The 15,978-nt window shown below is 40.5% G+C and carries 17 protein-coding genes; 7 read left to right on the forward strand and 10 right to left on the reverse strand.

The genetic code is table 11. From position 1 onward, the window contains the following. Positions 1 to 190: 190 nt before the first annotated feature. Positions 191 to 400, reverse strand: coding sequence for a sigma-70 family RNA polymerase sigma factor (locus JW841_17605; GenBank protein MBN1962750.1), 210 nt, complete (start codon positions 398 to 400; stop codon positions 191 to 193). 42 nt (positions 401 to 442) lie between these two features. Then, a complete protein-coding gene (locus JW841_17610) occupies positions 443 to 775 on the reverse strand; it encodes a hypothetical protein (protein ID MBN1962751.1) in 333 nt (110 codons plus the stop codon). A gap of 448 nt (positions 776 to 1,223) precedes the next feature. Between JW841_17610 and JW841_17615 the strand changes: the two genes are divergently transcribed. From JW841_17615 to JW841_17630, 4 genes are read left to right on the forward strand one after another with little or no spacing between them, the layout of a single operon-like run. Continuing rightward, positions 1,224 to 1,823, forward strand: coding sequence for a hypothetical protein (locus JW841_17615; GenBank protein ID MBN1962752.1), 600 nt, complete (start codon positions 1,224 to 1,226; stop codon positions 1,821 to 1,823). 36 nt (positions 1,824 to 1,859) lie between these two features. Continuing rightward, positions 1,860 to 1,997: a hypothetical protein gene (locus JW841_17620; protein ID MBN1962753.1), complete on the forward strand. Its 138-nt coding sequence runs from the start codon at positions 1,860 to 1,862 to the stop codon at positions 1,995 to 1,997. Beyond that, entirely contained in the window at positions 1,987 to 2,433 is a 447-nt protein-coding gene (locus JW841_17625; protein ID MBN1962754.1) for a hypothetical protein, read from the forward strand. The genes JW841_17620 and JW841_17625 overlap by 11 nt, the downstream gene beginning before the upstream one ends. A gap of 33 nt (positions 2,434 to 2,466) precedes the next feature. Next, the gene (locus JW841_17630) at positions 2,467 to 3,096 is read left to right on the forward strand and encodes a hypothetical protein (protein ID MBN1962755.1); all 630 of its coding nucleotides are present in this window, start codon (positions 2,467 to 2,469) and stop codon (positions 3,094 to 3,096) included. On the opposite strand, the gene JW841_17635 is transcribed toward JW841_17630, so the two are convergent. Together JW841_17635 and JW841_17640 are read right to left on the reverse strand one after the other, a co-directional pair. Further along, complete coding sequence (locus JW841_17635) at positions 3,093 to 3,329, reverse strand: hypothetical protein (GenBank protein MBN1962756.1); 237 nt, start codon at positions 3,327 to 3,329, stop codon at positions 3,093 to 3,095. The two genes, JW841_17630 and JW841_17635, sit on opposite strands and share 4 nt — an antisense overlap. A 69-nt stretch (positions 3,330 to 3,398) precedes the next feature. After that, entirely contained in the window at positions 3,399 to 6,908 is a 3,510-nt protein-coding gene (locus JW841_17640; GenBank protein MBN1962757.1) for an IPT/TIG domain-containing protein, read from the reverse strand. 503 nt (positions 6,909 to 7,411) lie between these two features. On the opposite strand from JW841_17640, the gene JW841_17645 reads away from it, so the two are divergent. Both JW841_17645 and JW841_17650 read left to right on the forward strand, forming a co-directional pair. After that, on the forward strand, positions 7,412 to 7,579 hold the full coding sequence (locus JW841_17645; GenBank protein MBN1962758.1) for a MerR family DNA-binding transcriptional regulator: 168 nt from the start codon (positions 7,412 to 7,414) through the stop codon (positions 7,577 to 7,579). Positions 7,580 to 7,643: 64 nt separating this feature from the next. Continuing rightward, on the forward strand, positions 7,644 to 8,060 hold the full coding sequence (locus JW841_17650; GenBank protein ID MBN1962759.1) for a hypothetical protein: 417 nt from the start codon (positions 7,644 to 7,646) through the stop codon (positions 8,058 to 8,060). Between the two features lie 3 nt (positions 8,061 to 8,063). Here the strand turns inward: JW841_17650 and JW841_17655 are convergent, their stop codons facing one another. Both JW841_17655 and sctV read right to left on the reverse strand, forming a co-directional pair. Then, on the reverse strand, positions 8,064 to 8,624 hold the full coding sequence (locus tag JW841_17655) for a hypothetical protein (protein ID MBN1962760.1): 561 nt from the start codon (positions 8,622 to 8,624) through the stop codon (positions 8,064 to 8,066). 155 nt (positions 8,625 to 8,779) lie between these two features. Next, on the reverse strand, positions 8,780 to 10,927 hold the full coding sequence (sctV, locus tag JW841_17660) for a type III secretion system export apparatus subunit SctV (GenBank protein MBN1962761.1): 2,148 nt from the start codon (positions 10,925 to 10,927) through the stop codon (positions 8,780 to 8,782). 205 nt (positions 10,928 to 11,132) lie between these two features. Between sctV and JW841_17665 the strand changes: the two genes are divergently transcribed. Next, positions 11,133 to 11,900 carry a Stp1/IreP family PP2C-type Ser/Thr phosphatase gene (locus JW841_17665; GenBank protein ID MBN1962762.1) on the forward strand — a complete coding sequence of 256 codons (768 nt, stop codon included), beginning with the start codon at positions 11,133 to 11,135 and terminating at the stop codon, positions 11,898 to 11,900. 36 nt (positions 11,901 to 11,936) lie between these two features. Here JW841_17665 and JW841_17670 read toward each other — a convergent pair whose 3' ends face one another. From JW841_17670 to JW841_17685, 4 genes are all read right to left on the reverse strand, one after another. Next, complete coding sequence (locus JW841_17670; protein ID MBN1962763.1) at positions 11,937 to 12,812, reverse strand: RNA polymerase factor sigma-32; 876 nt, start codon at positions 12,810 to 12,812, stop codon at positions 11,937 to 11,939. 204 nt (positions 12,813 to 13,016) lie between these two features. After that, positions 13,017 to 13,793 (reverse strand): tRNA pseudouridine(38-40) synthase TruA, encoded by a 777-nt coding sequence (truA, locus tag JW841_17675; GenBank protein MBN1962764.1) that lies wholly within the window; start codon positions 13,791 to 13,793, stop codon positions 13,017 to 13,019. After that, a complete protein-coding gene (locus tag JW841_17680) occupies positions 13,794 to 14,645 on the reverse strand; it encodes a hypothetical protein (protein MBN1962765.1) in 852 nt (283 codons plus the stop codon). Then, complete coding sequence (locus JW841_17685) at positions 14,642 to 15,772, reverse strand: hypothetical protein (GenBank protein MBN1962766.1); 1,131 nt, start codon at positions 15,770 to 15,772, stop codon at positions 14,642 to 14,644. Before JW841_17685 ends, JW841_17680 begins: the two co-directional genes overlap by 4 nt. Positions 15,773 to 15,978: the final 206 nt, after the last annotated feature.

Consider the following 15,978-nt stretch of genomic DNA (forward strand, 5'->3'; position numbering starts at 1 on the left):
ATCATGGAATTGCTGGCTATTAACTTACAATTATTCAGAATGTGGCATCAACAAGAGCGTGAGAAGAAACAAAAAATTCTTGCAACAACCAAAAAAGTCATAAAAAAAACAAGCCAAAAGAAAAGCTAAACTTAAAGAGAAAAAACAAAACTTAAAAAATAAGGCTATTAAAGAATCAAAAAAATATTGCTTAAGCGATCAACTTAATAACCCCTCCCAATGCTTTATTTAACGCCTCACGAGCCCGATGTAATCTTGTCCATACTGTTTTAACTTCAACCCCAAGAATCTTAGCTATTTCTTCACCGCATAAATTTTCACCAACATACAAAGCGATTACTTCGCGATGCTGCGGTTTTAATGATGATAAAGCCTGTGCAATATGTTGACGTTCTGCTATGACATTGTCTGGGTTTGTCGCATAGTTCTGTGTATCATTATTTTACTTTTTATTTTGAGAATAACGTTGCCAAAGCAACCAGCGCCGCAAGCGCCATTTATTACGAAACCGACGCGCTTTATTTAGCGTAATACCCAATAGCCATGGACGTAAACGATCACCGCCAGAATATCGCGCTGCAGTTTGATAAAGCGTTAGAAATACTTCTTGACATAAATCTTCAGCATCTGCTTGTGAGTGCGTTGGATCTAAACGCAGAAGCAAATCACACACTACTGTTTTATGGCGCCGGTATAAGCGTCCTAGGCTAGTATAATCTCCTTTTGCTAATGCCGTCATCAAATCACCATCTGATGGCTCTTGTTCTGCAACCACTTTTGCATCACCTTAATCTTGCCGTAAATACGTATAATCCTTCCCACATATTGCATTGCAACATTAGTTTATTATTTAGTATCTATTTAAAACGCCATTGTACACCGCAGCCGGTTTGCTAACTTAAATATGGCACCCTATTTATTGATACTTTGCTATGTGTATCAATTACCTCATCTATATTTGGTGTAAATAAAGCACGTATATTAAGTAGCAAAGAAATTTGTTCATTTAATTGCCAAATATTTTGCAGTTGGGGACCACCGCCAATTAACCACTGTTTTGCTTTATACTGTTGACCTGCGGCTAAATATTGCCATTGGTTAAATTGCCCATAACTATGTAAACCTGCACCAAATGTAATTTTATTAAAAAAGTATTGATATAAAATACTTAGCCCAAGACTGCCCCCAAAGCAGATGCTGAAAGCAAGCTATTATTATTTGTTATGATTTTTTGTAATTGCATTTCTGCTAATATCGATAATGATCAAGTAACTATCACTTGGACTACATCGAATAATGGAACAAAATATCGTATATATCGTGATCATACTCAGCTTACAGAAACCACAAATGGGTCTTACACTGACACTTTAGAACAACCTGGAGTTTATGGCTATTCATTAAGATCTATCGACACAAAAGGATGTCTTAGTACGAAACCATCTACTTATCCTTCGGTTTATTTTCCGTACCCACACAGTTCTGCCACAAATACTATTCGGCAATTTGGCGTAGTTTGGTATTTACAAAAGGCCGTTACCTTTGGCCAAAACTTTGGACGTTTTGCTAATGGTGATTTTTGGGTATTAGCAACCAAAGCTAATCCGATAACTATTACATGCATTGAACAAGATAGATTACAAGTCGGCCGTAATAATAAAATACTTTATAGCGATAAATATAGTTGGAGTGAAGAAAACTATTGGCAATCGCTGGCAACGGATAAAACGAATAATTCTTCACTTGCTGGTCCTTATGGCTATATCGATGGTGGTTATAAACCTGGCAATAACTATCAATCATGTTGTGTTTCTCTCCCCTGAAAATATGAAACACTGGTATTTCATCTCGTTCCTGAAATGAACAGTGTTTGGTCAAGTATATCGCTATTACGTTATGCTGATCGTTGGACACGATACGGCACTTATACACAGCCAGATCCCTGCGCCCCTGCCCCCGATTTAACCTCCGAACAATGGCAAGAGCGTGACAAATAAAGATGATGATAATAATACTAACAATAAGGCAAACTCAGAACAAAATAATACAAATAACACGAACAACACAAATAACACCCAAGTCCCAGAATGCACTGGGCACTGGAGCATTAAAATTGCGTGGGATCCCGTAACCACCTTTGTTGATGGTTCTTCATTAGATTCACTTAGTGGATACCGAGTATTTTATGCCAAGCAATCATTTAAACGCACCGACGACACCTATCTTTCGGTAGCGGCCGCCGACGGTTTAGATGATGTGCAAATACAAGATGTATTACCAAAGCAAACAGAAACTAAGATTATAGTTGACCCCGAAGTTACCTATTATTTTCGCGTTATCGCTATTGGCAATGATGGTGGCTTATCTGATTTTAATGTTGATGATAATGGCGACGATTATGAGGTTTTTGGCAAAGCAATATGCCGTAGTTAATTTAATCTAACAATTATTTTTTTAAGGGTAAACATGATCACAATCAAGATGATGTCATTTCTTGTTTGGGTTACCTTCATATTGTTGCACCATAATTATGCTAGCGCTGCTAATTCTAACATAACAGCTACGTTACCTAATGGTGTCAATATTACTTTTTCACGCATTAGCACTGGCAGTTTTATGATGGGTTCAACTGATCCGATCGAATCGCAGTGGGACAAATCAAATGGCTCTGATGTTGTTAATAATATTACTCTCAACAAAAATGTATTTGATAACGCCGCCGGTGGCAGCATTATGGTTACCAATTGTGCCAATTTTACTTTCACCAACAACATTGTCTCACGTTCTGGCGGCACTACATTAACTGTATCTAGCTTATTAAAAGGCAAAGGTTCAACCTGGGATTATAATATTTATTTGCCCGATTTTTCATATCCATCACATGACAATGGTCAAGGCTTTCAAGATACCCATAGCTATTTCGGCACTAATCCACGCTTAAAAGATATTGACCATCCAGTCGGTGGTGATGGGATACCTTGGATTGATGATGATGGTCTACGGCTTATGGGTAACTCACCGGTAAATGCCGCAAATAATACCGAAGGTATTAATTTTTTTTGGGTTAAAAAAGTTGCATCTGGTCGCTTCAACTAAACCGTAGCACCGTGATTGGTAAACGAGGAGGTGCTATCTATATTGAGTGTAAATAGCTCATTGCTCTCAATTGCTACAACATCGGCACATTGCGCTTGAGCATCGCTAGTCATATCTAAAAAAGAAATGCGATTATGGCGTAACCAAGCAGCAAGGCTATCATCACCTTTAACTGCTAATAAAGTCGGAGAAATATGCGAAATAGTAGCGCAAGTATTAATGATCTCTGGCATTAAAATTTTATAACACCGAAATTATAAAGATTTTTTTACATTACTTAATTTAGCAATTGGTACCTTTGGCTATGGATAGTACATCCCCATGCTATCAATATTTCCACCATTATATCCACCCCAAACTATGAGCTCAGCACCAGTCCATACCGCTATGTGGTAAATACGTGCTACCGGTACATTGGTAGTACTCATGGCTGTCCACTCATTATTTGTTGGATTATAGCGACCGCCGATGTTAATAAAACCACTACTACTGCTACTTCCGCCCCAGACCAACATCTGCATGCCGGTCCATACCGCTCTATGGTAAGCGCGGGGTTCTGGGGCACCAGTAATGTTCATATCTGTCCACTGGTCCATTGTTGGATCATAGATACCACCAGTATCTAAATATTTATTACCATCGCCATATCCACCCCAAACTATCATCTTATCGCCGGTCCACACTACTGAATGGTAATAGCGGGCTTCGGGTGCACCAGTAGTGTTTATAGGTGTCCACTGGTCCATTGATGGATCATAGATACCACCGGTATTCAAAAAATCGCTACTACTGCTATATCCACCCCAAACTAACAGCTTATCACCGGTCCACACCGCCACATGCTGATCACGGGCTTCTGGGGCACCAGTAATGTTCATATCTGTCCACTGGTTGTTTGTTACATCGTAGATACCACCAGTATTTAAATAACTGCTACCACTATATCCGCCCCAAATTAACATCGTGTCGCCGCACCACACCGCGGTGTGATGATAACGGGCGGCTGGGGCACCTGAAGTACTTATCGGTGTCCACTCGTTGTTTGTTGGGTTGTAGATACCGCCAGTGTTTAGATAATTGCTACCGTTATTTCCGCCCCAAACCAACATTTGCGTGCCGGTCCACACCGCTGTATGACTATAACGGGCTGTTGGGACACCAGCAGTGCTCATCGGAGTCCACATGTTAGTTGCTAGGTCATAACGACCACCACTATTTAAAGTGTTGCTAGTACCATATCCGCCCCAGACCAGCAGCTCAGCACCGGTCCACACTGCTGTAGGAAGACGGCGAGCTTCAGGGGGATCGGCTGTTGTCATTGATGTCCATTTGTCAGTTGTTGGGTTGTATTGACCGCCGGTAGCAATATCTTTGCTAATGATATCTCCACCCCAGACCAACATTTCATTGCCAGTCCATATTGCTGAATGCTCACCCCGGGCTTCGGGGGCAACATCTGTACTTATAGCTGTCCACTGGTCTTCTATAGGGTCATAGCGACCGCCGGTATTAAAAAACTTGCTACCGTTATATCCCCCCCAAACTAATAGTTCTGTGTTGGTCCATACTGCTGAGTGAATACGGCGAGCTTGTGGAGCATTGGTTGTACTTATAGCTGTCCACTTATCTTCTATAGGTTTATAGCGACCGCCAGTATTTATGACGCTACCAGTACGGCTAACATCTCCACCCCAGACTAACATTTCATTACCAGTCCACACCGCTGTGTGATAACGGCGAGCTTGAGGAGCATCGGTTATATTCAAAGCTTTCCAAGTGTCAGTTTGGGGATCGTATCGACCCCCAGTGTTTAAAAGATTGCTGTTGAGGTCATTTCCTCCCCAGACTATCAGCTCAGTACCAGTCCACACGGCTGTGTGGTTATTACGGGCTATTGGAGCATCTGTTGTACTTATAGCTGTCCACTTATCTTCTTTAGGGTCATAACGACCGCCAGTGTTTAAAAGATTGCTGTTGAGGTCATTTCCTCCCCAGACTATCAGCTCAGTGCCAGTCCATACAGCTGTGTGCTGATACCGGGCTTCTGGGGCAAAGTTAGTATTCATGGGGGTCCAGACATCAGTTTTGGGGTTGTATTGACCACCGGTATTAAAAACACCACTAAAATTATATCCACCCCAAACTATCAGCTTAGTGCCAGTCCATACAGCTGCGTGCTGATATCGGGCTTCTGGGGCGCTAGCAGTGCTTATAGTAGTCCAAGTGCCGCTTGCTTGGTTGTAACGCCAGCCGCTGTTTTGAGGGTTGCTGCCGATATATCCACCCCAGACTATCAGCTCAGTACCAGTCCACGCTGTCGTATGATATTTACGTCCTTCTGGAAATTTAGAAGGCTTCCATAAATCAGGGCCGCTTATGGTTACCGTCAACACATTGCTACTTTCTCCTGTAGCTGTCATTAAAACCACCACCTGTCGCCCACTTGCAGATTCGTCTGGCACTAAAATTCGTACGCTTGTATTACTCCAATCTATTATTTCTGCATTGATACCACCAATATTAACGCTACCAGCAGTTGCGCCTAAACCGTTACCCGATAATAATAGTTCTTCATTATTACCAATCCATAATGGTTCGACATAATTTATCCATGGCTTAATTTCGTAATTTGCTGGGGTGCTGGATTGGTTGCGACTTGTTGTTACTATTATATCTTGAACGCCACTAATATTGTCTTTAGGAACAATGACGGTTATTAACTTATCAGTCCACATTATAACTGTAGCTGGCCGTCCACCAATATTTACTTCACCCGGCGTCTTACAAAAGTGCTCACCGCTGACCACTAATGGTAATCCGGTAGTGCCGCTTTGCGGAAATAAACTGGTTACCTGTGGTTGTTGCTCAATTAATACTGTTATCGGCGCACTAGTCAATTGCCCGTCGCTTGCAGTATATATGAAGCTCCCTGTACATTCAAACGATTCGTCGGCGACAAATTGAAATTGCCCGGTAGCAGTGTTTAATAGGGTTACCTCGCCACCTATTGGGGTGTCTACGAGATTATATACGATTAGATCACCATCAATATCATTAGCGCTTAAGTTACCGCCTATAGTACCATTAGCTTCAAGGACAAAAGATAAATTATTTGCTGTCGGTGGATCGTTTGTTGCTTTCACATTTATAATAACTTTTTGTGGTTGCGATACTAAAGACATGTTGTCAGAGGCAGTAAACGTGAGTTCATCAAGACCATTGTAATCAGACTGCGGTATATATTTCACCTTCAGTGGGGCTGATCCTGATTGAGGTTTAAGCGTACCGTGAGTCGGGGCCTTAGTGATGCTAATTAATAGTGACTCCTCTTCATCTTCATTATCTGTTGCGGTCAATACGAATTCTACGCTGCCGTCTTCGTTTACTTCGATAATTCCAGGATTAGTAGCAGAAGGAGTAGTACATCCCGTATCGCCAATACATTCACCTTGAGCAGTACAGCGGTCATTGAGAGTACATACATCACCATCGCTGCATTCACTACCAGGTGCTTGCAGTGGATAATGACAGGCTCCGCCCCAACATTCGGCACCGTTAGTGGTTTTGCATACACTAGGGTTTATACAATCAGTATCGCTAGCGCACTGATTAGCGCCGGCTTGGCAGTATCCATCAATACACGCTTCTGATTTAAGCGCACAGTTCTTATCAACAATACAGTTCTGTCGACATTTTCCATTAACGCACGAAAAGCCATCCGAGCATGGAGGATTTTCATTACAGCGTGAGTCGTCATTGTGATTAGTGCAACCCGCTATAATTATGGCTAGACAAAAAACATAATACTTCATACCTATCTCACTTTCACCACAGTAAAATATGTAAAATCTCAATATTACGGATAAAGCGTATATCCTTCTTTCACCAGTTGATTACAACATACCCCTTAATAACATAGTCTGGTTCGATTTTGATCAGTCACTTTAAGGTGTAACAATCCCAATCCCGGGTAATACACCACCTAGTCTACCAAAATGAAAAACAATATCGCCATCATCGTTTTTTACCGGTTGACCCAAATTTTTTCTTACTAGACAAATACTATAGGCACCCAATTTCACAATCTCAACTAGTAGCAATAAAACGCTTAGCCGCAGCAAGTGCTTTGTAATATTTAAAATATTTTTAGATACAAATCACATTTACCTAGATGTAAAAATAACACTATCTTAATGCATGATCTCTTACGCAAATAATCGGATGCGTCTATTATCAAACGATTGACTCTCCACTTTGAGGAGGCTGCAAAGTAGCCACAAATTTAAGATGCATTCGATGATAACTGGAGGTCGCGGTGTATAGCATTGGTGAATTCTCAAGGATAACTGGCATTTCAATTAAGGCTTTACGCTTTTATCACGAAAAACAAATATTAATTCCAGCGGTTATCGATGAACAAACTAATTATCGATATTATAATAGTAAAGATATAAATTCGAGCACGTGCTTTAACCTATCTTAAAGAACTTCAATTATCACTAGATACTATTGCCGAGATTTTAAAAGATGATGTAACTGAGACCGATTTGCTAATCTATCTTGAAAAACATCGTCATACCATAAGTAAACAACTCGCTTCTCTAAAACAAATATCAAATACCAATGATGAAATCATCAAACGTGAAAAGGAGGCACAGACCACGCTGCAAAACAGCACATTCGATATCGTCGAAAAAGAAATCCCAACTATGCTCATACTAAGTTTAGGAAAACGACATGACTGGAGAGATGCTTTAAAAAGCATTACTGTACCAACTCTAATACTTCAAGGTGATGCTGATTTACAAACATTAGATCAAACACGTGCGTTCGCTTCATTATTCTCGCATTCTCGCTTTATGGTAGTGCCTGGGGCAGGTCATTTTCCTTTCAATGAGCGACCAATTCAGTTTGCACAATTATTAAGAAATTTCTTATTAGAGACAATTTCTACCAATAATTAAAAGTTACCAAGTTAGTATCCATTTCCAAAACTGCGGGTTGCTTTCATCAAGAGTAACATAACCATTTTTAACCCCACATATTTTTGATAATCCTGCAACGTATTCTCGCAAAACTTGACGCATTTTTATAGGAAGACCGGGGAAATCAATTACACTGAATATCACACTATTTTTTTGCTCGCCACTATATGCTTTTGCCTCACCGGTATCATGATAAGTACGCCAAAGCCTAGAAGCCTGAGTTAAGACGTACGAGATGGTGGCGAATCGAATTAATACCTTATATGTAGTAGAAAGGTTAGCAGAAGCCATGCCATATCCAACTTGATAAAGTACGTTTGTAGCATCTGCATAAATTATATTACCAGCAGCTTCATAAATACGAACTGCGGTATCCTCAGCAACCCAACTCATTGGCATCAAGTTGCGATATAATTGATAATCTTCAGCAGAAAGATTGTTAGACATATTTTGATCTGCATCCCTGCCAAAACTATTAATAACCATACGCAACCAATAGATACCAATTCCCTTGGTATTTGCTTGTTGATGAGCCTCTGGCATAGGTCATTCTCCCAGTCATTCTAATTCTATCATTAAATATTTTTAACCACATGTTATTCTACCTAGATAAGGCGACATTCATAATCGATTTTTACGAATTTTTTAATAAATCTTATTAACCAACTTTTTTTGAGATTGAGCTTTACGATAAACAATTAGCTCTCAAGACTAATACGCGCGATTGGCTGAATATTCATATCAGGTGATAATTCTTGATAAGAGAGCACAGCTAAATGTGGGAATTCAAGTTCAACTAGTTTACGAAAATAGCGGCGTATTTCCATAGTGGTTAAAATAACCGGATTTTGAGCCGTTGGTGGTAAATTACCTACTTCATTGCGTACTGCTGTTAATATTTCTTGGGTAATTTCAGGTTCGAGTGCCAGGTATGAACCACTTTGAGTATGTTGAATAGAACTACGCACCGCTTCTTCTACCTGTGGGTCAAGCAAATAAACAACTAAGGTATTACCGCCACGGGTGTATTTATGCGAAATGTATCGTTTTAAGGCATTGCGTACATATTCCGTAAGCATGACCGTATCGTTTTCGACTTGCCCCCATTCAGCTAAGGCTTGCAAAATCGAACGCAAGTCACGAATTGATATTTCTTCTTCAACCAAGCGACGCATAATATCAGTTAGCTGAAAAGGCGAAACTGCTTTAGGTACTACTTCTTTAACCAATGCCGGAAAAGCTTGCTCGAGTTGTTCAAGCATATTCTGTACTTCTTGAATGCCAACAAATTCGGCGGCATTTTTGCGTAAAACTGAAGATAAATGTAGCACCATATAACCTGCGGCATCCCAGGTAGTTAGGCCAGCTTGTTCGGCAATCGCTGCATAGTTTGCTGAAATCCACGCACACTCAGACCCATTAGCAGGATTGATAGCCTCTTCACCTTTTATATTCAATAGCGTTAGGCGATCAACCGTATCGTTTACCAACACTTTATCTAATGAAACATTACCAGATATAAGCGGTATTTCGTTAATCATAATGATGTAGGCACCGTCTGGTAGATCAGTTTCATTGCCGCGCACACGAATACCTGGGAATTTGACACCAAGTTCATAAAACAAGCCGTCGCGCATCATTGGCACCATTTCACCTAAAAACTTATTACCGCCACCGGTATCTTCAACCAACGGTATCAAATTACTCGAAACCTCTAAGGCGATAGGAGTAACAACCGGTAGCATTTGCTGTGATTGGCCTTCTTGCTTCTTAGCTGCCTCAATTTGTTTGGCCTTGGTTTCTTCACCCATTGCTTGCACTTCGTTAGAAGGGCCCTCGCCATCAGCACTAGCTGTTTTTTGACGCATTAAGCTATAAGCAACAATCGCAACACCACCACCAATGAAAAAGAAGGGAACAGTAGGCAAACCAGGCACTAGACCAATGCCAACCAACAAACCAGCGGCCACTGCAAATGCTTTTGGTTGTGCCAAAATCTGGGTCGAAATATCTTTGCCAAGATTACTGTCTGACTCTTCGCTAGCCACACGAGTAACGATTAAACCAGCGGTCATTGATGATAATAACGCCGGAATTTGCGAAACTAAACCGTCACCAATGGTAAGAATAGTAAATCTTTGCGCACTTTCGGCTGCGGTAAAACCCATCATGGTAATGCCAATAATTATACCGGCGATAATATTAATGGCAGCAATAATAAGCCCCGCAATAGTATCACCTTTTACGAATTTCATCGCGCCGTCCATTGAACCAAACAATTGCGATTCACGCTGCAGTTCAGTCCGGCGTCTTCGAGCTTCATCAATATCAAAAGCACCAGCACGTAAATCAGCATCAATCGACATTTGTTTGCCGGGCATGGCGTCGAGAGTGAAACGAGCAGCAACTTCAGCGACACGCTCAGAGCCTTTAGCAATAACTAAAAACTGAATAATTGTTAGAACCAGAAAGATAACTGCGCCAACGACAATATTACCGCGAACAACGAATTTACCAAATGATTCAATAACTCTACCGGCATCACCATTAAGTAAAATCAAACGCGTTGAAGAAACGTTAAGTGCCAAACGAAATAACGTCGTAATAAGAATAATAGTAGGATACGATGATAATTTTAGAGCACTCGGAATATAAATTGAGATCATTAGCATTGAAACAGCGATAGTGATGCTAACGACCAGTAACAGATCCATAATAAAGGTGGGCAAAGGCACCACCATCATACCGACGACCCCAACCACCAAACCAGCGAGAATTATGTCGGAATATCGCTTAGATAGGTCTTTAAAGTCGCCGCGTAGTACAATATCTAAGAACTTGTTCATGAGTGTGGAAGATTTTGTCTTGGTGAACCCTTTTAAGTCAAGGCTAAGTCAAGATTGAGTCAAGACTTAGGTACTTTTATTAATCAATGCCACATAAAATACTTGTTACACAAGCACTTGATTGCTTTACTATCGAATGCTACCAAACAAATACAGATCTATAACCACTTGATTTTTATTTGGCGGTGAGGCGAAGTGAAATTTCATGAAAGTTAGATATGCTGCCGGTACTCATCCTGGGATGAAACGGTCACACAATGAGGATAATTATTTCCTGCTCGCCGAGGAAAATCTCTATATTGTGGCTGATGGCATGGGTGGGCACGCCTCTGGTGAAGTTGCCTCGCAAATAGCGGTTGAAACTGTCGCAAATTTTTATATCGATACTGCCCGCGATCGCGAAATTACCTGGCCATTCAAAGAGGATCGCACCCTGGTATATGATGAAAATCGCCTTATTACCGGGGTAAAACTAGCTAATCGCCGGGTTTATGAAACCGCGCAGTCTGATCCTCGCTATCGAGGTATGGGTACAACGATTGTTACTTTTGTTGTTGGACAAAATTCTGCTTTTATTGGGCATGTCGGTGATTCTCGTGCGTACCTTATTCGTGCTGATAACGAAATCAAGCAAGTTACTGAAGATCATTCTTTGTTAAACGACTATCTTAAGGTACACAAGCTAACCCCTGAAGAAATTGAGCATTTTCCACATAAAAACGTAATTGTTAGAGCTCTCGGTATGAAAGAAACAGTAACTGTTGATATTCATCGCCTTGAACCGCAAGCTGGCGATGTTTATGTACTGTGTTCTGATGGGCTTTCTGGATTAGTTGACTCAGCAAGCATTTCAGCAACGATAAATGAAAATCGCGATGATCTTGAAAAAGCTTGTCAGTCATTAATTGCCAAAGCGAATGCAGCAGGTGGTGTCGATAATATTACCGTCGTTGTAGTAGATTTTTCTAATTAGGGGATGCTCCCTCTCCTAAGCCCTAAGCTCTAAGCCCTAAGCAGCAAAAGAAAAATTTAAGCCACCAACGCTCAGGGCTGCACGAATTTTATTCAATACATTACCTTCGATTTGCCGAACTCTTTCGCGTGATATGCGAAAATGTCGACCAATTTGCTGTAATGTTTGAGGATCATCACAAAGCAGACGATGCCTAATGATAAAGCGTTCTTTCTCATTTAAATGACGCATTTCTTTGTATATTTTGTTGCGTACAAATTGACGCTCTTGCACACTACTAAACTCTTCTTCTGGCGATGGCGAGTTATCACTTAGAACCTCTAAATGCGACGTCTGGTTATTAGTTGGCATTGTCGAGTCTAATGAAAAATCCCGCGAACCTAAACGAGCCTCCATATTTATGACTTCACTTTCATTAACCCCTAAACGTTCAGCTAATTCAGCAGTGGAGACAGTATTTCCATTAATCGTTTCATGATCAGCCCGCTCGCGCTCTGAACGTAATTTAAAAAACAATTTACGTTGGGTTTGGGTAGTACCAAGTTTAACCAAAGACCACGAATGCATTATATAATTTTGTATATATGCCCTAATCCACCACACCGCATAAGAAATAACGCGATAACCCTTGTTGGGATCGAATTTACTTACCGCTATCATTAAACCGATGTTTCCCTCTTGAATTAAATCAAGCAGACGATGATTGTACCCACGATACTCATGTGCAATTTTTACAACAAAACGCAGATTTGATACAATTATTTGTTGCGCCGCATCAAAATCACCATTTTGTTGATATTTTTTCGCCAGTTCGATTTCTTGTTCACGAGTTAACAAAGGATATCTATTAATTTCAGAGACATAACGATCAAGATTATAATCGGATAAGATTTTTTTTGCTGTCTTAGCCATTTTTATGTCCGCCTTTTGTGTTTAAACTTCCACCTTTGCTTATGTATTAAGGCTTCACCAATGCTTCAGTATTCCTCTTTGATATCGAAGAAGTATTAGCCTTAATAAAGTTCTTGAAAATTAAGATGCTACAAAAACAAAAAGGATTCGTTAAATCGACATAGGCTGATTTAGGGTGCTAACTGAGGATTTAGGGGGGTGTACCTATTTTGGATAAATAACTTCAAGTAAAGTTAAGCCATGAGCAGGCGCGGTAATACCAGCGAATTCCCTTTTTCTTTTCGCAAGAGCCGCGCTGATGTCACTTGCACTACGCTTGCCCATACCTACTTCGATTAAGGTGCCAGCAAGAATTCGGCACATATGACGACAGAAGGCATTTGCATGAAAAGTGATTTTCACCAAAGCGCCTATTGGTGGACGCATTTCTTGGTCAATAGTAATGCTATTCATATAGCGCCAAGCATGTTCGGCATCACACTGGCTGCTACGAAATGCCTCAAAATCTTGCTCGCCAAGTAACAAAGTCGCGCCTTGTTTCATGACCGCAATATCTAATCGTCTACGAATAAACCAAGCGTATTTATCTGTTAGAGCTGATCGTTGCTTAGCATTATATACTTGATAACAATAACGTTTACTTTCTGAATCAAGGCGTGAATGAAAGTTATCTGGCACCTGTTTTGAGCAATGAATTGAAATATCAAATGGCAACACAGTATTTAACGCTGCGGCAAAACGTTCTGCAGGAATATTACTTTGAGTATAAAAGTTTGCTACCTGCCCAGTCGCATGTACTCCAGCATCTGTACGCCCAGCGACACATAAATTTACTTTTTCTTTAGTAATCGTAGCAATAGCATTAGTAATTTCTGCTTGAATGCTAGGCCCATTCTTTTGCATCTGCCAACCATGATAACGGCTACCATCATATTCAATAAGTAGTTTTATATTACGCTGTTGTATTAATTCGTCAGACATTTAATTAAGATCAAGGGCTAAACCCACTTGCAAATGCGTTGCTGATAGATCTAGTTTTTTTTCGTTGCCAAAACCATCAGCAAAGAGACGTCTGGCTTCAAAAAAGATATACGAAGCTACAACACCGGTAGAACTGCGAGCGTGTTTTGCGGCACTAGGCTCAATCCAATCAAGATTTAACATTAATCCTAAAGCCGCTTGTGCTCCTAAGGTTCCACCATATCCTTGCTTGCCATGATAATAAGATACGTGGCCACCTGTAGTGTTGCGCCATAGAAAATAATCTATTCCGCCTTTAGTATAAGGCATTAACGGTAGTGCAAATTCACGCATCAGAAGATCAAATTTGTAATTAACCCCAACAGATAATGGATAAATCGATAACTCTGTTTGATCAGTACCCTCTACAGATCGTCGAGCAAGAATGTCCTCAGGTTGACACGCAACAACTACAGTTTGAGTGGCATCGTTTGGATCGGTAGCATTACAAATACGCGTGGGTGCGCTTACCTTCCAATATCCGAATTGCCCGTAAAGCCCAAGCAAACCAAAAGTATCAAGAATATACCAATTTGCCGTAAACGTAGTCATCAAGGGCCGATGCTTGAATAATGAACTGTTGCTTTTTGCAGCATATATTCGTCGATAATATGCTTTATTTTTACCCATCTCTGGTTGATATGGACCGGTGGCTATAGAAAAGCCCCAAATTGGCTTTTCATTGGTCGCAGCATTTGCCGAACTAGTAATAAGCCAACTTACACAACACATGATATAAACGCATAACCGCAACCATGAGCCAAATATTATAATCCGTCGACATATGATAAAATGTTTTTTTATTTTATTCATCGACGCACTCCACGGCGGCAATAGACAAAACATAAAAACAAAGCGAACAATAAAGTACCCAGTATCGGGCTTAATCTGCTTGTTGCATTGCAACCTGTACTAAGAGGGCCGGGATAACACTCGATAAAATCGCATTGTTCTATTGGAGTACCAACAAAACTCGCCCATACCTCACTTTTATTAGCAAAAGAATCTACAAGATAAACACAACCTTCGTATAATTGACCATTTTTACCATCAATTTCGATTTGATTTCCTGAAGTAGCATCAGCATTAGTAGTAATGGCACTATCATCCCATAATGAACAATCGTCTTCTGAAGCGTCAGCAATTGAAACTAACGGACGCATTCTCACTTTCCATTTTTCGCCAACTTCACGAGTACCGCTAGCTATTGCTGTCACTCGCAAACGACTATCAAGCGCGGTAACTGTTGCATTAGTAACATCGTTTGGTGGTTTTGTATAAACATAGATACGTAGGTACGCACTAGGATCACTAGAAGTAACCACATCTAAGTCAGTTGCAGTGCAACCAATGCAAGTTGCATTTAGATTAATGCCAAAACACAAACGGTACACGACGCGCTTAAAAGAATCTGAGCATGCATCAGCAACAACATTAGTGTTATCGGCTAACTCTCCGGTGGCGTTCATAAAATCGCCAACCGTGAGAATTAGGTTTTCATCGTAATCATCGGGGAAGGTTAACTCGCTATAATCAAGCACCGAACCAATTACCGTTAATGGATTACTTAATAATAAAGTTCTTGATGTGCTTGAACCATCATACGTACAGCTTTCAACTACAGTCGAAGTAGATGAAGAAGACTCTTTTTGCACCCAAACATAAAGCTTAGTGTCACTTGTTGCAGTGGATGTATCCCATGATAATCTGGCAGCTATTTCACGCGTGAGACCAGTTTCATCACCACATTGTGCCCGATTAAGTGGCTTACAACCCGAACCCGAAAAACAGTCGATACGGCCAAGACCTGACGGGGGGGCTAACGGTTCAATAAATTCGATCTTTATACCATTGCTCCCAGTAAATTCTTCATTTTGTGCAGCAGCAACCGTGATTAATCCGAAAAAAGCAATAAAGGGCAGCAAAGAAAGCGCTCGCATAGCGGCAACGTATGGCTTGAACAAAGGCTAAGGTCAATAGAGTGGGCTTTTAATTAGTCAAATAACCAACCTAAAAAAAGGTTGTCATTTTAAACAAAGTAAGAAATCTTATGTAGTGATAAGTTTGCATGGTAAACGTTTTATAATATTCTTCTAGGTGACTATGACCTTGGCAAATTTACAACTAAAACAGATCTCTAAGCTAA

The organism is Deltaproteobacteria bacterium, from assembly GCA_016931625.1.
In the GTDB taxonomy this organism is placed as follows: domain Bacteria; phylum Myxococcota; class XYA12-FULL-58-9; order XYA12-FULL-58-9; family JAFGEK01; genus JAFGEK01.

Excerpts from the sequence above, each read along its gene's own strand:
- sctV (MBN1962761.1), bottom strand. The coding sequence starts at position 10,927 with ATGAACAAGTTCTTAGATATTGTACTACGCGGCGACTTTAAAGACCTA.
- JW841_17620 (MBN1962753.1), top strand. The coding sequence starts at position 1,860 with ATGAACAGTGTTTGGTCAAGTATATCGCTATTACGTTATGCTGATCGT.
- JW841_17640 (MBN1962757.1), bottom strand. The coding sequence starts at position 6,908 with ATGAAGTATTATGTTTTTTGTCTAGCCATAATTATAGCGGGTTGCACT.
- JW841_17680 (MBN1962765.1), bottom strand. The coding sequence starts at position 14,645 with ATGAATAAAATAAAAAAACATTTTATCATATGTCGACGGATTATAATA.
- JW841_17685 (MBN1962766.1), bottom strand. The coding sequence starts at position 15,772 with ATGCGAGCGCTTTCTTTGCTGCCCTTTATTGCTTTTTTCGGATTAATC.
- truA (MBN1962764.1), bottom strand. The coding sequence starts at position 13,793 with ATGTCTGACGAATTAATACAACAGCGTAATATAAAACTACTTATTGAA.
- JW841_17630 (MBN1962755.1), top strand. The coding sequence starts at position 2,467 with ATGATCACAATCAAGATGATGTCATTTCTTGTTTGGGTTACCTTCATA.
- JW841_17670 (MBN1962763.1), bottom strand. The coding sequence starts at position 12,812 with ATGGCTAAGACAGCAAAAAAAATCTTATCCGATTATAATCTTGATCGT.
- JW841_17635 (MBN1962756.1), bottom strand. The coding sequence starts at position 3,329 with ATGCCAGAGATCATTAATACTTGCGCTACTATTTCGCATATTTCTCCG.
- JW841_17615 (MBN1962752.1), top strand. The coding sequence starts at position 1,224 with ATGATTTTTTGTAATTGCATTTCTGCTAATATCGATAATGATCAAGTA.
- JW841_17655 (MBN1962760.1), bottom strand. The coding sequence starts at position 8,624 with ATGCCAGAGGCTCATCAACAAGCAAATACCAAGGGAATTGGTATCTAT.
- JW841_17665 (MBN1962762.1), top strand. The coding sequence starts at position 11,133 with ATGAAAGTTAGATATGCTGCCGGTACTCATCCTGGGATGAAACGGTCA.